Source organism: Mycobacterium sp. NPDC003323 (genome assembly GCF_053589535.1).
The window spans coordinates 25,623-41,790 of the sequence record NZ_JBSFSB010000015.1; the positions used below are offsets into that span (position 1 = coordinate 25,623).

At 68.2% G+C, this 16,168-nt stretch carries 13 protein-coding genes and 1 tRNA gene; 9 read left to right on the forward strand and 5 right to left on the reverse strand.

What is annotated here, in order from left to right; all coding sequences use genetic code 11:
* Positions 1–10: 10 nt before the first annotated feature.
* Positions 11–1,663 (reverse strand): arginine--tRNA ligase, encoded by a 1,653-nt coding sequence (gene argS / locus ACWDUN_RS24380; RefSeq protein ID WP_449932676.1) that lies wholly within the window; start codon positions 1,661–1,663, stop codon positions 11–13.
* A gap of 109 nt (positions 1,664–1,772) precedes the next feature.
* On the opposite strand from argS, the gene ACWDUN_RS24385 reads away from it, so the two are divergent.
* Positions 1,773–1,845 (forward strand) — tRNA-Arg (locus tag ACWDUN_RS24385).
* Positions 1,846–1,903: 58 nt separating this feature from the next.
* Here ACWDUN_RS24385 and ACWDUN_RS24390 read toward each other — a convergent pair.
* A complete protein-coding gene (locus ACWDUN_RS24390; RefSeq protein WP_449932678.1) occupies positions 1,904–2,674 on the reverse strand; it encodes a glutaminyl-peptide cyclotransferase in 771 nt (256 codons plus the stop codon).
* A gap of 136 nt (positions 2,675–2,810) precedes the next feature.
* On the opposite strand from ACWDUN_RS24390, the gene ACWDUN_RS24395 reads away from it, so the two are divergent.
* From ACWDUN_RS24395 to ACWDUN_RS24410, 4 genes are all read left to right on the forward strand, one after another.
* A complete protein-coding gene (locus ACWDUN_RS24395) occupies positions 2,811–3,944 on the forward strand; it encodes a serine hydrolase domain-containing protein (RefSeq protein ID WP_449932680.1) in 1,134 nt (377 codons plus the stop codon).
* A 145-nt stretch (positions 3,945–4,089) separates the two neighbouring features.
* The gene (locus ACWDUN_RS24400; RefSeq protein WP_449932682.1) at positions 4,090–4,437 is read left to right on the forward strand and encodes a hypothetical protein; all 348 of its coding nucleotides are present in this window, start codon (positions 4,090–4,092) and stop codon (positions 4,435–4,437) included.
* Between the two features lie 270 nt (positions 4,438–4,707).
* The gene (locus ACWDUN_RS24405) at positions 4,708–7,629 is read left to right on the forward strand and encodes a PQQ-dependent sugar dehydrogenase (protein ID WP_449932683.1); all 2,922 of its coding nucleotides are present in this window, start codon (positions 4,708–4,710) and stop codon (positions 7,627–7,629) included.
* 176 nt (positions 7,630–7,805) lie between these two features.
* On the forward strand, positions 7,806–8,165 hold the full coding sequence (locus ACWDUN_RS24410; RefSeq protein WP_449932685.1) for a hypothetical protein: 360 nt from the start codon (positions 7,806–7,808) through the stop codon (positions 8,163–8,165).
* 16 nt (positions 8,166–8,181) lie between these two features.
* Here the strand turns inward: ACWDUN_RS24410 and ACWDUN_RS24415 are convergent, their stop codons facing one another.
* Positions 8,182–9,060: an LLM class flavin-dependent oxidoreductase gene (locus ACWDUN_RS24415; protein ID WP_449932786.1), complete on the reverse strand. Its 879-nt coding sequence runs from the start codon at positions 9,058–9,060 to the stop codon at positions 8,182–8,184.
* Positions 9,061–9,189: 129 nt separating this feature from the next.
* On the opposite strand from ACWDUN_RS24415, the gene ACWDUN_RS24420 reads away from it, so the two are divergent.
* The 3 genes from ACWDUN_RS24420 to ACWDUN_RS24430 are packed head-to-tail and all read left to right on the forward strand — an operon-like array spanning position 9,190 to position 12,042.
* On the forward strand, positions 9,190–10,497 hold the full coding sequence (locus ACWDUN_RS24420; protein WP_449932686.1) for a sensor histidine kinase: 1,308 nt from the start codon (positions 9,190–9,192) through the stop codon (positions 10,495–10,497).
* Positions 10,485–11,129, forward strand: coding sequence for a response regulator transcription factor (locus ACWDUN_RS24425; RefSeq protein WP_449932688.1), 645 nt, complete (start codon positions 10,485–10,487; stop codon positions 11,127–11,129). The genes ACWDUN_RS24420 and ACWDUN_RS24425 overlap by 13 nt, the downstream gene beginning before the upstream one ends.
* 28 nt (positions 11,130–11,157) lie before the next feature.
* Complete coding sequence (locus ACWDUN_RS24430) at positions 11,158–12,042, forward strand: DUF4097 family beta strand repeat-containing protein (protein ID WP_449932690.1); 885 nt, start codon at positions 11,158–11,160, stop codon at positions 12,040–12,042.
* 14 nt (positions 12,043–12,056) lie between these two features.
* On the opposite strand, the gene ACWDUN_RS24435 is transcribed toward ACWDUN_RS24430, so the two are convergent.
* Positions 12,057–12,527 (reverse strand): Rrf2 family transcriptional regulator, encoded by a 471-nt coding sequence (locus tag ACWDUN_RS24435; RefSeq protein ID WP_449932692.1) that lies wholly within the window; start codon positions 12,525–12,527, stop codon positions 12,057–12,059.
* A gap of 29 nt (positions 12,528–12,556) precedes the next feature.
* Positions 12,557–13,300, reverse strand: coding sequence for a GntR family transcriptional regulator (locus ACWDUN_RS24440; protein WP_449932693.1), 744 nt, complete (start codon positions 13,298–13,300; stop codon positions 12,557–12,559).
* Between the two features lie 52 nt (positions 13,301–13,352).
* Here ACWDUN_RS24440 and ACWDUN_RS24445 point away from each other — a divergent pair, with 52 nt between their 5' ends.
* Positions 13,353–16,166, forward strand: coding sequence for an FAD-binding and (Fe-S)-binding domain-containing protein (locus ACWDUN_RS24445; RefSeq protein ID WP_449932695.1), 2,814 nt, complete (start codon positions 13,353–13,355; stop codon positions 16,164–16,166).
* Positions 16,167–16,168 lie beyond the last annotated feature (2 nt).

Here is a 16,168-nt window from a genome sequence, read left to right on the forward strand (position 1 = left end):
GGCTGCGCGCTCACATCCGCTCCGGGGCGCTGACGCCCAGTATCTGCAGACCGTTGGCGATGGTCTGGCGGGTGGCCTCACACAGTGCCAGCCGGGCCGCGTGCAGGTCGCCGGCGGCCTCGTCGCCCTGCGGCAACACCCGACAGGAGTCGTAGAACCGGTGGTAGTCACCGGCCAGGTCCTCCAAATAGCGGCACACCCGATGCGGTTCACGCAGCGAGGCAGCGGTTTTCAGGATCCGGCCGAACTCACCGAGGTTGCGCATCAGGGTGGCTTCGCGGTCGTGGGTCAGCAGATCCAGATGCGCGGTGTCGGCGGCCAGCCCCAGTTCGGCGGCGTTGCGGGCCAGCGCGGAGAGCCGAGCGTGCGCGTACTGCACGTAATACACCGGGTTCTCGTTGGACGCACTGGCCCACAGTCCCAGGTCGATATCGATCGGGCTGTTCACCGAGGACCGGATCAGCACGTACCGGGCGGCGTCCACGCCGATGGCGTCGACCAGGTCGTCGAGGGTGATGACGGTGCCGGCCCGCTTGCTCATCCGCACCGGCTGCCCGTCGCGGACCAGGTTGACCATCTGCCCGATGAGCACCTCGACGGTGTTCGGGTCGTCACCCAGCGCCGCGGCGGCCGCCTTGAGGCGGGCGATGTAGCCGTGGTGGTCGGCGCCGAGCATGTAGATGCACAGGTTGAAGCCGCGCTCGCGCTTGTCCAGGTAATAGGCCAGGTCACCGGCGATATAGGCCGGGTTGCCGTCGCTCTTGATGACCACCCGGTCCTTGTCATCACCGAACTCGGTGGTGCGCAACCAGGTTGCGCCGTCCTTTTCGTAGATGGCGCCGTTGTCGCGCAGCTTCTGGATGGCCTGCCCGACGCGGCCGGAGGTGTGCATCGAGTCTTCGTGGGTGTAGACGTCGAAGTCGGTGCCGAACTCGTGCAGAGACTTCTTGATGTGGTCGAACATCAGGTCCACGCCGATGGAGCGGAAGGTCTCCTGCTGTTGGTCGGCGGGCTGGCTCATCGCCTCGGGTGCCTTGGCGAGCACCGCGGCGGCGATGTCGTTGATGTACGTGCCGGCGTAGCCGTCCTCGGGGGCGGGCTCGCCCTTCGCGGCGGCGAGCAGAGACCGGGCGAACCGGTCGATCTGCGCACCGTGGTCGTTGAAGTAGTACTCGCGGGTGACCGCGGCGCCCTGGGTGCTCAGCAGCCGGCCCAACGCGTCACCGACGGCGGCCCAGCGGGTGCCGCCGATGTGGATGGGCCCGGTCGGGTTGGCCGAGACGAACTCGAGGTTGATGACCTGATCGGCCAGCTCGGTGGAGTTGCCGTAGCCGGTGCCGGCGGCCAGCACGTTGGTGACGACGACACCCTGCGCCGAGGCCTCGATGCGCAGGTTGACGAAACCGGGGCCGGCGATCTCGGCGGCGGCGATGCCCTCGGCGTCGGCCAGCGCGGCGGCCAGCCAGCCGGCCAGCTCGCGTGGGTTGACCCCGACCTTTTTGCCGAGTTGCAGCGCGATGTTGGTGGCGTAATCGCCGTGCTCGGGATTGCGCGGCCGCTCGACGGTGATGGTTTCGGGCAGCGCGCTGGTGTCGAGGCTGTGCTCGGCCAGGACCGCGGCGGCGGTGGCCTTGAGCAGGGCAGCCAGATCGGCAGGTGTCACGGGGGTCCATCCTATGGTCTGCCATGGTCGCAGCCCGAATCCATTCCGGTTCTCGGGTCCGGCCGTCGATGGGTTAGTCTGTCTGAGCCCAACGGCGCGAGTACCACGCGCCCCCGTAGCTCAGGGGATAGAGCGTCTGCCTCCGGAGCAGAAGGCCGCAGGTTCGAATCCTGCCGGGGGCACCCATCTCGCCGCAGGTCAGCGGACAATCCGTCGCCGATATCGGCCTGGGTACCGCGGCTACTGCAGCACCACCCGGTAACTCTGCGGCCAATCCTTTCCGCTGATCAGATATTCCGCGCCGCCGATGTGCGCGATACCGCTGACCACCTGTCTGCTGCTGTCGCGCTGACCGGAGTTCCACAGCCCCGATACGTCGGCGACCAGGTTGACGACCCCGGTGTTCGGGTCGATCCGCAGGAAGGTGTCATTCGGCCATCCCGCGGCCCACACCTGTCCGCCGACGCATTCGAGTTCATTCAGCCCGTTCACCGGTTGGCCGTCGCGGGTGACGCGGACGCTGCCGGTCTCGGTGAACGACGGATCGAAGAACCGCAGCCGGTCGGTGCCGTCGCTGACGATGAAGCGTCCCCCGTCGTGGCACAGACCCCACGCCTCACCCGGCAGCGGAATCTCACTGCGCACGGTCAGCGTCGCCTTGTCCCATTCGAGCACGACACCGTCGCGGTAGGTCAGCTGCCAGATGGTGTCCCCCACCACCGCGATGCCCTCGGACCAATAGTCAGCAGGCAACGGGGCGGCCCGCAGCACCACTCCGGTCACCGGATCGACCTGGCGCAGTTGGGATTTGCCCACCTCACCGGTCGCCTCGTACAGCGCCGGGCCATCGAACTCCAGCCCCTCGCTGTAGGCACCCGGATCGTGCGGCACGGACGACAGGACGGTCGGCACGATGACGGGCACCGGTTCGGCGCGGGCCGTCGGGGCGGTCATCACCGAACCCCCGATCAATGCGGACATCAGCACCGACGGGACAGCATTTCGCCTCATGGATCCGTTCTACCGGACGCAGGATCAGCTGTTATCGCGGATCGATGTTGCCGGATGGCTGTTCTCGCCATCGGCGGCGCCGCAGTGCCTTCACAACTATGCTCACTGCACATATCACGCAAGGATCGAGGTCGCTGTGCGCGGATGTCGACGGACCATCGGGCTGATCGCCACCGTGCTGCTGTTGGGGGCGGTGCCGACACCCTCGGCGGCCGCCGAACCGGATCTCACCGCCCGTCTGGACCGGGTGATCGCGGACAAGGTCGCCGAGATGGACGTGCCCGGCGCGCTGGTGTCCGTGGTGGTCCCCGGCAGCATCGACTATGAACGCGCCATCGGCGTCGCGGACACCGTCACCGGTGAGCCACTGACTCTGGACCATCACACCCGGATCGGCAGCGTCACCAAGACGTTCACCGGTACCGCGGTCCTGCAGCTGGTCGATCAGGGCCGTATCAGGTTGACCGATCCGATCAGCCGGTACGTCGACGGAGTGCCCAACGGGGACCGGATCACGCTGAACATGTTGGGCCGCATGCGCAGTGGGCTCTTCGATTACAGCGAGGACGAGCAGTGGGTCGACGAGTTCTTCGCCCAGGCTCCCACCGGGCCCGACGCGTTCGCCTACACACCCCGGCGGTTGCTCGCGGTCGCGTTCGCCCACCCGCCCAATTTCGCGCCGGACACCGACTATCAGTACAGCAACACCAACACCGTGTTGCTGGCGTTGGTGGTGGAGACCGTCACCGGCCTCCCATTCGGTGAATACCTGCAGCGGTTCATCTTTGCGCCGACCGGTTTATGGCGGACGTCCTATCCGGTCGACGGCGCACTGCCCGCACCGTTCGCGCACGGCTACATCTCCCCGCCCGGTGGCGGCGTTCAGGATGCGACGTTCTGGAATCCGTCCTGGGCCGACGCGGCGGGCAAGATCGTCTCGACGACCGCCGATCTACGGACGTGGGCCAAGTCGATGGGCACCGGCGCCCTGCTGCAGCCCGGCACCCAGGCCCGGCGTCTGGCCGACCCCACCATGGCCGCACCCGGCGCGGCGTACGGCTTTGCGATCTTCGACTCCCACGGCTGGATCGGCCATAACGGTGACATCCCCGGCTACACGACCGTGCTGGTCTACCTGCCCGCGCGCGATGCCACCCTGGCCGTCTCGGTGAACTCCGATGTGCCGGAAAACCATGCCGCGGGCCAGATCGCCACGGCGGTCACCGAGATCGTCACGCCGCAGAATCGCTACGATCTCGCAGGTACCTGACAGGATCGGGTGCCAAACTGAGGGCCGGTCACCGGTTCGCTGTGAACTGGTTGGGAAAGGCCCTCTCTCCCCGGCATCGGTTGCGGATCCGCCGTAGCGTCACCGCCATCAGACCCACCGGCTGCCTGATGAAGGGACATCGAAGATGAACGGCACCAACAGGATCACGGCTCTCGGCCTCGGATCGATGGCCGCCGTCGCGGCCTTCATGAGTTTGGGTAGCGGGCTGGCGAGCGCCGACGTCACCGAGGTCGCGCCGTCACCTCAGGTGACCAGCCGCCAGGCCATCCTGGTCGACGACAATGCGCTGCGCTCGGCCGACTACGGCGAGGCCCGCGGAGCGGGCGAGACACGTCTGGCCGACGCCGGCGAGATCGTCGCGCAGGGCGAGGTGCGCGACACCACCAAGGCCATCCCCGGCTCGAAGGCCGCACCGTTCAACCTCGAAGCCAACGGGTCGTTCGTGTTCGATCCGCCGATCTCGGACTGGTGATCGGGCGCCGGGCGGCCCCCGGAAGTCCACTTTGCGACACCTGCGGTTAATCATTGGGCAATTCGTCGCGAACTAACTCACAAATGTCCGACCCCTGAGGCAAGATTGACGTCGGCACCGGACCTGGTGCAGACAAGTGCTTCCCGGGGGTTGTGTCGCGTGAGTTCGATCATTTCTGGCCTTAGCTGTCACCATGTCAGCAACACGACGGACCGTTCCGTCGCAACCACGGCCGGGGGTGTCACCACCTACGCCAGATACGTCGGCCGGGTGGGGGCGCTGGCGCTGGCGCTGGGTGTGTTCGGCGCGATGGCCACCAATGGTGGCGTCGCGTGGGCCGATACCACGGGCACGTCGACGTCGAGTTCGTCGAGCAGCGATTCGTCCGGTGACGGCAGCTCCGGGTCGACCGCCGGATCCGGCACGCCGGGCACCGGCGCCGGGACGAGCACCCCGGGAGCCGTCGACGACGCCCCCGACTCGGACCAGGACGCCGACGACAGTGACGACGATGACGGCGACGGGGACGGGGACGGGGACGGCGGCGAGGATCCGGACACCGCACCCGCGGACGACACCGCCGACGATCTCGCCGGCGAGGACACCGAGACCGGCACGGAGACCGAACCCGGCGAGGACACCGAGACCGGCAGCGGGACCGGCCCGGACGGCACCGAAACCGAGACCGGCGATGGCACCGAGCCGACCGACCCCGCCGACACGGGCGAGCCGGTGATTCCCGCATCCGACACGACCGGGCGCAGCCAGGACACCTCCGAGATCACACCGGAGTCCGACACGCAGGAACAGGCACGCACCGAGCTGATGACGGCCGCCGCGATCACCCCGATGCACGCACCGTCGGCCGCCGCAGCACCGAACTCGTTGGCCGACTGGGGCAAAGCGATCGGCACGGCGCTGAACCTGCCGACCCCGCAACAGGTCATCCGGCCGATCCAGCGGGCCGTCGTCACCTGTACCTGCAACATCATCAACGGCGCGCTGGGCTTCCTGAACGGACTGGTTACCCCGGCCGCCACCACCGAGGCACCGGCCAACCCCATGCAGAACACCATCCTCTGGACGGTGCTGGGGTGGGCGCGCCGCCAGGTGGACTACGCCGTGGCGGCGTTCAACCGCTCCCTGCTCGGGCAGTGGGTGAACCAGGTGACCACCAACGCGACCCAGTGGGTCGCCGATATCGGCAATTCGCCGTGGGGCCGCAACATCTCGGCCCAGATCGGCGCCTTCCTGGCCGAATGTCAGGAACGGGTCGGCCTGCCCGAGGAGTTCGACCGCACCACGCTGATCTCCGGTCTGCAGGAGCCCACCGATTTCGAACTCATCACCCATGAGGGCGAAAACGGTGAGCAGCACATCCATCAGATCCTGATCACCGAGAAGGGCGGTGCGATCAAGCTCTACGACACGCACACCCAGTCGCTCACCACGCTGGCGAACCTGTCGGTGGTGACCGCCAACGGCGAGCGCGGTCTGATCGGTATCGAGGTGGACCCGAACTTCTTCGACAGCACCGCCGTCGGCTATCAGAAGATCTATGTGGCCTACACCAACGCCGAGAACTACGATCAGCTCTCCAGCTTCACCCTCAACGGGGCCACCCTGAGCGATGAGCAGATGCTGGTCGAATCGACGTTGCTGGCCAACGACTTCCACCACGGTGGCGAGCTCGAATTCGACCCGACCGGGCAGTACCTGTACTGGGCAGTGGGTAACAACACCCGGCCGAGTGAGAACTCGCAGGACCTGACCAATATCCACGGCAAGATCCTGCGCATCAACCGCGACGGTTCCGGGGTGGTCGACAACCCGTTCTACGTCGAAGGCGGTGACGAGAACACCAACCGCATCTATGCGCTGGGCCTACGCAACCCGTTCCGCTTCGGGGTCGATCCCGAGACCGGCGCGGTCCTGTCCGGTGATGTCGGTGAGGCCGATTGGGAAGAGCTCAACCTGATCAAGCCCGGCGCCAACTACGGCTGGCCGCTGACCGAGGGCGCCGAGGGCGGTGGCTTCGCCGACCCGATCTACGCCTACCCGCACGCGCAGGGCGCCGGTAACGGGTCCATCACCGCGGTCATGGTCTACGACGACGGATCGCCGGTGGCCGGTCAGAAGAAGGTCTGGGTCGCCGACTACTCGCTGGGCTGGATCCGTGAGCTCACCTTCGACGACGAGTACACCAGCCTCATCAGTGAACGCACCATCGACACCGGCGCGGGTTCGGTGGTGAAGCTGACCCAGGGTCCCGGCGGCGAGATCTACCAACTGAACATCTATCCCGGCTCGCTGCAGATCATCACCCCCTCGGGCGGCAACCGCTCGCCGGTGGCCGTGATCGACGCATCGGAGACCTCGGGTGCCGGCGACAGCCTGACCGTCGAGTTCGACGCCGGAAACTCCACCGACCCCGACGGTGACACGCTCACCTACTCGTGGAACTTCGGCAACGGCCAGACCTCCACATCGGCGGCCGAGACGGTGACCTTCACCAACACCGGCGAATACACCGCCTACACCGTCACACTGACCGTCACCGATGAGGGCGGCAAGCAGACCGTCACCTCGCAGCGCATCGTGGTCGGCAGCACGCCTCCGGTTGCCGATTTCGACGTCCCGGCCGGACAGGACTACATGTACAACGCCGGCGACACCGTGTCGTTCACCGCGACCGGTAGCGATCCGCAGGATGGCCCGCTCGCCGACAGCGCGTACTCCTGGAAGGTGGTCTTCCACCACGCCGATCACACCCACCCGTTCATCAACGAGGTGACCGGGCCGGAGCTGGCGTTCGACATTCCGCGCGATTTCCATCAGCTGTCCAACACCTGGTACAACGTCGTCCTCACGGTGACCGACAGCAGTGGCCTACAAACGGTGGTGCAGAAGGAGATTCACCCCAACCTGGTGACCCTCACCTTCGACTCGAACATTCCGGGCGGCCGATACACCCTGGACGGCATTCCGCACACCGGCCCCTACACCGAGCAGGCGGTCGTCGGCGTCGAGCGCACCCTGGGTGCGATCTCACCGCAGACCATCGATGGCCAGCAGTACGTGTTCGGCAGCTGGGAGCACGGCGGCACCGCCACCCAGATCATCACCGCACCGGGTACGGCCACCAGCTACACGATCAATTACGTTCCGGCACCGGCTGTTCTACCGGTCTAGGGACTCGACTCGACACGGCTGTGCACGCTGGGTGATTCTCAGCGTGCACAGCCGTTGTCGAGCACAGCCACAGGAATCGCGGTCTTTCTGGGGTTCTCCGGTCGGCTTCGTGCGAGGTCGTTGAAAATGGCGTTCTCGACGCGCGGCCCGGCGCCGGCCTCCGTACCGTCGCCACCATGCAATTGACCAAACACCTGTCCCGCACCGCGTTGGGCCTGCTGACCGCCGGTGCACTGATCAGTATCAGCAGTGCGGTGGCCGACGCCGATATCGCCGAACTGTCGCCGACCCCCGAAGTCACCATCGACACCCCGGCACACAAGGGCGACAACGCCGTCCGCGCCGCCCCCTACGGTGAGGTGCAGGCGCAGGGTGCCGTGCGCGACTGCAAGAAGGAGGTGGTGTGCGCGCAGGGCACGGTCAGCGACTCCGTCGAGGCGATCGTGGGGTCCAAGGCGGCGCCGTTCAACCTCGAATCCGACGGTGAATTCACCTTCGATCCGCCCATCGGGGACTGGACTCCCCTGGCACCCTGAGACGGGTGGGCCGGGGTCACAGTTCGGCGATGACCTCGGCGACGCGGTGCACCTGCTCGATGTCATCGGATGTCGGGATCAGATGCACCTCGTCGGTACCGATCTCGGCGAACCGGCGCAGCGTCTGCAGTAGTTCGTCCTGGCTGCCCGACCACCCCGTGGTCGGCGCGATGGCATCGACGAACTCGGCCGGGATCCAGTTCATATAGCGCAGCAGGTGCCGGTGCACCTGCGCGCGGGCGGGCTCGGGCTCCCCGATCGCGAACCAGAAAGACGTCGCCAGATGGGGTTTGGGTTTTCCCGCCTCGGCCCACGCCGCGCGGGCCACGTCATAGAGCGCGTTCTGCTTGTCGACGTCGAGATCCAGGGTGGTGCCGGCCAGCCCGGCGGCCCATGGGGCCGCGCTGCGCACCGTCTTGGGCCCGATCGTGCCGACCATGAGTTCGGGGCCGCCCGGCTGTACCGGCGGCGGGCCGACGGGCAGGACCGAGTCGGTGACCTTCTCCCCCGCCCACACCCGTTTCATCACCGCGACCCGTTCGGCCATGCCCCGCATCGTCTGGGTCGCCGGGTCCGCGCCGGCGGCGTGATAGTCCTCGTGCCGGCCACCGACGCCCAAGCCCACCGTCAGTCGTCCGCCGCTGATCAGATCACCGGTGGCCAGTGCCTTGGCCAGCGCCACCGGATTGTGAAGTTGCGGCACCACCACCGTGGTCACCAGCCGCACCCGATCGGTCCAGGCGGCGAGCGCACCGAGCAGGGTCATCGAATCCGGGTTGTCGAACGCGACGCGCTCACCCCAGCACAGCGACGAGAACGGCCCCTCGTCGATGACCTCTGCCCAGGTCCTCAAGGTTTTCGCATCCAGGTCCGGCTCCATGACCGGCATCGTCATTCCGACTCGCACGTCGGCGATTCTGGCATGCGCTGCCCACGCCCGGCAGCCGAAACCGGGGGTTAACCCCCACCAGGCTCGCGGGGAAACGCGGTGTCCTGTGCCCGGCGAAGTCCATAGGTTGGTGGCATGGTCGCAATCACGTCCGATCCACCGGTCCCCGCCGCGCCCGAACAGCCGGCGCGCCGCCGCATCGATCACCTCGGCATCGTGCCCACGGCATCGATGATCACCGGCGGCGTCCTGGCCGTGGTGTGGTTCTGGATTCCACTGTCCATCATCATCATCGGGGTGTCGTCGATCTTCTCGATCGTCGGCTTCCTGCTCGCCGGAGTGGTGTTCGTCTATCTGATGCGCGGCGTCGAGTGGGTGGAGCGGGTGCGCAGCGAGGCCGTGTTCGGGATGCAGATCCCGGTACCGCCGCGGCCGCGGTCCCACTACACCGGCTTCCAGGGCTGGGCCCACCAGCTGTGGCTGGACATCAGCGGCACCCGGTTCTGGAAAGCGACCGCGCAGCACTTCCTGCGGATGATCTACGACGGGTTGGTGACGGGGCTGGCCATCGCGCTGGTGGTCTTCGCGTTCCTCGGCCCGGCCGCCGCCTCGGCGATCCAGCGCAGTGACGATGAAGCCGGGCTGCGCTTCATCTCCCCCGCCCTGACCTGGGTGCTGGCGCTGCTGGGTCTGGCGGTCGCCATCGCCATCCTGGTGTTCGCTCCGGCGCTGGACGCCAGGATCGACCGCTGGCTGCTCGCCGCGTCCCCGACCGCAGCGCTCAAGCACGAGGTCAACGCGTTGTCGCAGGCGCGGGAGGGCGCTCTGACCTCTGCACAGACCGAACGGCACCGGATCGAACGCGATCTGCACGACAGCGTGCAACCGCGGCTGGTGTCGCTGGCCATGACGATCGGGTTGGCACAGACCAAACTCGACAACGATCTGCCCGCTGCGGGCAAGCTGATCTCCGAGGCACACACCGAGGCGATGAGCGCCCTGGCCGAGTTGCGCAACGTGGTCCGCGGTATCGCCCCGACCATCCTGTCCGACCGCGGCCTGGATGCCGCGTTGTCCTCCGTGGTGCAGCGTTCCGAGAATTCCGGTGTGCCGACGACATTGGACATATATCTGCCGGGCCGGTTACCCGCCGAGGTGGAGGCGTGTGCCTACTTCGTGGTCGCCGAGGCGTTGACCAATATCGCCAAGCATGCCGGCGCCGGCCAGGCGGTGGTGACCGTCCGCGTCGACGAGGCATCGAATGCCTTGTACGTCACGGTGTTCGACGACGGTCGCGGCGGCGCCTATATCGGCACGGACGAGGACGCCACGGGTCTGCGCGGCCTCGCCGAACGGGTTCGAGCCGCGCGCGGCACGTTCGATGTGTCCAGCCCGGCGACCGGCCCCACCATCGTGACGGCGGTGCTGCCATGCGCATCGTGATCGCCGAGGACTCCGCGCTGTTGCGGGCCGGGATCGAGCGCATCCTGGCCGATGCCGGTCATGAGATCGTCGCGGGCGTTCCCGACGCCACCGAATTGCTGCGCATCGTCAACGAGCATCGACCCGAACTGGCCATCCTGGACGTGCGGATGCCACCGACGTTCACCGACGAGGGGATCCGGGCCGCCGCGCTGCTGCGCTCCCAGAACCCGGACTCGCCGGTGCTGGTGCTGTCGCACTATGTCGAGGAGCGCTACGCGGCCGATCTCATCGCCTCGGACACCAAGGGATTCGGTTACCTGCTCAAGGATCGGGTGGCCGATGTGCCCGCCTTCCTGGACGCGGTGCAGGTCGTCGGCTCGGGCGGCACGGTGCTCGACCCGGAGGTGGTGTCCCAGATCCTGGTGCGCTCGCGGCGCCGCGCCGCGCTGGACGCGTTGACCACCCGCGAACGCGACGTGCTGCAACTCATGGCCGAGGGCAAGACGAATTCGGCAATCGCCGCGGCCTTGCACATCTCGGTCGGATCGGCGGAAAAGCACATCGCGTCGATCTTCACCAAGCTGAACCTGGCCCCCGATGACAGCGAGAACCGGCGGGTGCTCGCCGTGCTGCGCTTCCTGGAATCCTGATCCGCTCCCCGACCCGAGAGGGACCCTCGTGACCACCACCTTGACCGACCCCCTTCCGCCCGCCGGCCCGCCGCGGCTCTCCCCGGGCGGGCGCACCGCGCTGCGCGCCGCGCTGGTGATCGCGGCCGTCGCCATCCTCGTGATCACCCTGGCGCTGCTGACCGCGGCCGTGGTGGGCCTGAGCGCCTTCCGGCTGGTCGCCGATCGACAGCCGTTACCGGCCAACATGCGCGTGTTGACGGTGGACACCGCCGCGTCGCCGATGGCGGTGCGAATCGTGGCCGACCGCAACGCCACCGAGCCACGTGTCGATGTGCGGATGGTGACCAGCGACCGCCGCGAGCGCGAGGAGTTGACGGTCACCAACGACGCCAACGGCACGCTGTTGCGGGTCGAGGGCCAGTCGGGTTTCCTGGCCTTCGGCGACCCGGGCGAGGTCACCGTCACCGTGCCACCGGAACTGGGCAGGCAGTTGTCGGTGACGGTGCGGCAGGACACCGGCGTGCTGATCGCCGAGGCGGATCTCGATCAACTCACCGCGTCCAGTAGCGACGGCGCGGTGGTACTGCGGGGAACCGTGCGCCGCGTGGAGGTACACGGCCGCGACAGCGATATCCATACCCGACAACCCATCTCGGTCGGTGAGTCGTTCGTCGCCGAGACCCGGGACGGTGACGTGCAGGTGCGCTTCACCGATGCGCCGCCGCGCATCGAGGCCACCACGCGCGACGGTGACGTATCCATCGCGTTGCCCACTCCCGGGCCCTATCTGGTGCACGCGCAGTCCGGAGACGGCACGGTCCGGGTGCGGGTGCCCGAGACCACCGACGCGGCCGAGGCGGCCGCCGAGGTCACCGCGAACACGCGCAACGGCGAGGTCTCGGTGGAGACGAACCGATCCATCGGCCGCTGATGCAGTGGTGCGGATCAGCCGTGACCGCGCTGTGCTTCCTGGCTGAGGTAGGCCCCGGCCAGTTCGGCCACATGGTCGGGCAGCTCGCCCGCCGCGACATCGGCCAGGCTGGTTTCCTCCAGCACCGACCGCATGCTGGCCCGCAGCGCCCGCCACACATCGGTCAGCGCCGCTGTCGGGCCGGAATACGGCAGGTCGCCCAGGCCGATATCGCGAACGCTGGCCAGCGGTCCGTCGATGCACCGCAACACGTCGGCGATGCTGATCTCGGCCGCCGGACGCGCCAGTTCGTAGCCGCCGTCGCGTCCGCGATGGCTGCGCACCAGTCGGTCGGTGCGCAGGTCGGACAAGATATCGACCAGGAACTGGGCGGGAATGCCCTGCGCCTTGGCCAGGTCATCGGTTTTCACCAGGCCACCGGCCTGCGCGGTGGCGAGCTGGATCATGGCGCGGACGCCGTACTCCGCCTTCGCCGACATCCGCATAGCGCGAATTCTGCCATTGTCCGTGTTCGTTACGGCGCCGCGCCGACCGCGTCGGCCCAGATCTGCTCGGCGTCGACGTCGTAGCGCTGATCACGCACGGCCTGCTGCACGAGCAGGCGGCCCGTCGAGGTGAGGTGCGCGCGCATCGCGTTCACGGCATCGGAGGCCCGGTGACCGATGATGGCGTCGACGACCGGCCGATGCTCGGCGTCGATATCGCCAAGTCCCCGTTCGGTGGTGGCGCCGAGCAGCCGCGTCGATTCCCGCAATGATCCGACGATGACGCGCGCACGGGCATTTCCGGCCGCGCCGAGGATGTCATCGTGCAGCAGTAGATCCTGCTGCGCGAACTCCCGGGCGTCACCGGTCGCCGCGGCGGCCTGCAGCACCCTCATCCGATCCCGCAGGGCGGCGGCCAACTCGGCATCGCAGATGCGTGCCGCCCGTCGCACCGCGGGAAGCTCCAGCGCCAGGCGTATCGCGAAGATGTCGGCGATCTCCCGCGGATCGGGCAAGCGGATGCGGAACCCCTGGCGGGCCTCGAACCGGATGAGGCCGATCTCCTCCAGGCGCAGCAGCGCGTCGCGCACCGGGGTCCGCGAAATGCCCAGGGCCGCGGCGAGTTGATAGACCGAGTACTTCACTCCGGGTTGCATCACCCCGGCATCCAGCGCCGCACGCACGGCCTCCATGACCTGTTCGGCCCGCCTGCCGTCGGCGGCCGGCAGCGGCGTCAGCCGCAGCTGACCGTCCTGTACCGCACTCTCGGCCATGGGGCGCACTCTAACAATTCCGGCCACTGCGTAGCATGCTAGAGTTCGTAGCATGCTACGTGCGGAGACGTTGCGGGCCGTGCTGCGGTCCGCGGGCATCGGCGACGTCCGGGTGGACACCACCTCACGGGCCGCATACTCCTCGGATGCCTCGCTCTACCGCGTCACGCCGCAGGCGGTGGTGTTCCCGGCCCACGCCGACGAGGTCGCCGCGGTGCTGTCGGTATGCCGTGGTGAGGGCATCCCCCTCACAGCTCGTGGCGGCGGCACCTCGATCGCCGGGAACGCGGTCGGCCCCGGTGTCGTGCTGGACTTCAGCCGGTACATGAACAAGGTCCTCTCGGTCGACCCCGAAACCCGCACCGCCGTGGTCCAACCCGGCACCGTGCAGGCCGTTCTGCAAAAGGCCGCCCTGCCGCACCGGCTGCGGTTCGGCCCGGATCCGTCCAGTCACACCCGCTGCACCATCGGCGGGATGATCGGCAACAACGCCTGCGGGTCACGCGCGTTGGGCTACGGCCGCACCTCGGACAACATTGCGGCGTTGCGGGCGCTGACCGCGTCCGGGGACGATTTGAGCCTCGGCCGCGATGGCGCGCCGTCGCGACTGCTGGACGACTTGGCGGCGGTGACCCGGGCCGGGCTCGGAACCATCCGCACCCAGTTCGGCCGCTTCGGGCGCCAGGTATCTGGCTACGCGCTGGAAAACCTGCTGCCCGAGAACAACTTCGACGTGACCCGACTGATGGCCGGCAGCGAGGGCACGCTGGCGGTGCTGACCGAGGCGACGGTGCGACTGGTCAACGAGCCACCGCACCGCATGCTGGTGGTGCTGGGGTACCCGGACATCGTGGCCGCCGGTGACGCCACGCCTGCGATTCTGGAGCACAGGCCGACCGCCTGCGAGGGAATAGACTCGCGCATCGTCGACGTCGTGCGGGAACGCAAGGGCAGCAATGCCGTTCCACCGCTGCCCGACGGTGCCGCGTGGGTGTTCGTCGAGGTCATCGCGGATTCGCCGGCCGAGGTCAGGCACCGCGCGGCCCGGGTCGGGTCGACCTGCGCGGCAATGGATTACCTGATCGTCGAGGATCCGGTGCGCGCCGCGTCGCTGTGGCGTATCCGGGAGGACGGTGCCGGCCTGTCCGCGCGCAGCGTGCGGGACCGGCCCGCGCACGCCGGCTGGGAGGACGCCGCCGTCCCACCGGAGCGGCTGGGCGACTATCTGCGCGACTTCGACGCCCTGATGGCCGATTTCGACGTGACCGGGATGCCGTACGGGCATTTCGGGGACGGTTGTATGCACGTGCGCATCGACCTTCCGCTGGACCGCCCCGGCGGCACCGCCGTGTTCCGTGAGTTCCTCTTCGCCGCAGCCCAATTGGTCGCCGGATACGGCGGGTCACTGTCCGGCGAGCACGGTGACGGGCGGGCCCGCTCGGAGCTGCTGCCTTTGATGTACTCCCCCGAGGCGCTCGCGCTGCAGGCGGCGGTGAAGCGCACCTTCGACCCGGACAATCTGCTCAATCCCGGCGTGCTGGTGGACCCGGCGCCGTTGGACGCCGACCTGCGGATCCCCGCCGCCCCGGTGCTGCGGCGCAACCTCGCGCTGGCCTACCGGCATGACGGCGGGGACTTCACCCAGGCCGTGCACCGGTGCACGGGAGTCGGCCGGTGCCGCGCCGACAACACCACCGCCGGAGGCGTGATGTGCCCGTCGTACCTGGCGACCCGTGAGGAGAAGGATTCCACCCGCGGCCGAGCCCGGGTGCTGCAGGAGATGATCAACGGCACCGAGGTGCGCGGCGGGTGGCGCGCACCGGAGGTGCACGAGGCACTGGATCTGTGCCTGTCCTGCAAGGGGTGCGCCTCCGACTGCCCGACCGGTGTGGACATGGCGTCCTACAAGGCCGAGGTGCTGCACCAGAGCTTCAAGGGACGGCTGCGGCCGGCCTCGCACTATTCGCTGGGCTGGTTGCCGCGCTGGGCCAGGATGGCCCGGGTCGCCCCCGGTGTCGTCAACGCTGCCACCCGACTGGCCGGATCGGCGGGCCTGGCGGCCGCGGGTGTCGACCGACGCCGGCACGTTCCGGCGTTCGCGCGCCAGACATTCCGATCCTGGTTCGCGCGCAACGTCCCCGCCGACGGCCCCGGCGATGAGGTCGTGCTGTTCGTGGACTCGTTCACCGATCACTTCACACCAGAAATCGGGATGGCGACCGTGGCCGTCCTGCAGGACGCCGGCTTCGCACCGCGGTTGACCCGCAAGCCGCAGTGTTGCGGTCTGACCTGGATCTCGACCGGACAGCTCGACGCGGCGCGGCGCATCCTCGGCCGCACGGTGGCGGCACTGCAACCGTTCGCCGAACGGGGCGTGCCCATCGTGGGCATGGAGCCGTCGTGCACGGCCGTGTTGCGTTCGGACGCCGCCGAACTCATCGGACCCACCGCTGCGACGGTCAGCACGGTGACGCAGACGCTGGCCGAACTGCTCACCGCACGCGATTGGACGCCACCGCAGCTGCGAGGTCAGAAGGTGGTGGCCCAGCCCCACTGCCATCACCACTCGGTGATGGGGTGGAGTCCCGATGCCGCGCTGCTGGCCGCTGCCGGTGCCGAGGTGACGAGGCTCGGCGGATGTTGCGGGCTGGCAGGCAATTTCGGTGTCGAGAAGGGGCACTACGAGGTGTCGGTCGCCGTCGCCGAACAACAGCTGCTGCCTGCGGTGCGCGCCGCGGATTCGGCGACGGCGGTGCTGGCCGACGGATACTCCTGCCGTACCCAGCTCGACGACCTGTCCGACCGGCACGGAATTCATCTGGCACAGTTGTTGGCGGCCCGATTGCCGAACGCGATGTCACGCTGACA

What these genes read in the sequence shown, in the direction of transcription:
- ACWDUN_RS24420 (WP_449932686.1), top strand. Translation starts at nt 9,190, where the DNA reads ATGGTCGCAATCACGTCCGATCCACCGGTCCCCGCCGCGCCCGAACAG.
- ACWDUN_RS24410 (WP_449932685.1), top strand. Translation starts at nt 7,806, where the DNA reads ATGCAATTGACCAAACACCTGTCCCGCACCGCGTTGGGCCTGCTGACC.
- ACWDUN_RS24435 (WP_449932692.1), bottom strand. Translation starts at nt 12,527, where the DNA reads ATGCGGATGTCGGCGAAGGCGGAGTACGGCGTCCGCGCCATGATCCAG.
- ACWDUN_RS24445 (WP_449932695.1), top strand. Translation starts at nt 13,353, where the DNA reads ATGCTACGTGCGGAGACGTTGCGGGCCGTGCTGCGGTCCGCGGGCATC.
- ACWDUN_RS24400 (WP_449932682.1), top strand. Translation starts at nt 4,090, where the DNA reads ATGAACGGCACCAACAGGATCACGGCTCTCGGCCTCGGATCGATGGCC.
- ACWDUN_RS24425 (WP_449932688.1), top strand. Translation starts at nt 10,485, where the DNA reads ATGCGCATCGTGATCGCCGAGGACTCCGCGCTGTTGCGGGCCGGGATC.
- ACWDUN_RS24415 (WP_449932786.1), bottom strand. Translation starts at nt 9,060, where the DNA reads ATGACGATGCCGGTCATGGAGCCGGACCTGGATGCGAAAACCTTGAGG.
- ACWDUN_RS24440 (WP_449932693.1), bottom strand. Translation starts at nt 13,300, where the DNA reads ATGGCCGAGAGTGCGGTACAGGACGGTCAGCTGCGGCTGACGCCGCTG.
- ACWDUN_RS24390 (WP_449932678.1), bottom strand. Translation starts at nt 2,674, where the DNA reads ATGAGGCGAAATGCTGTCCCGTCGGTGCTGATGTCCGCATTGATCGGG.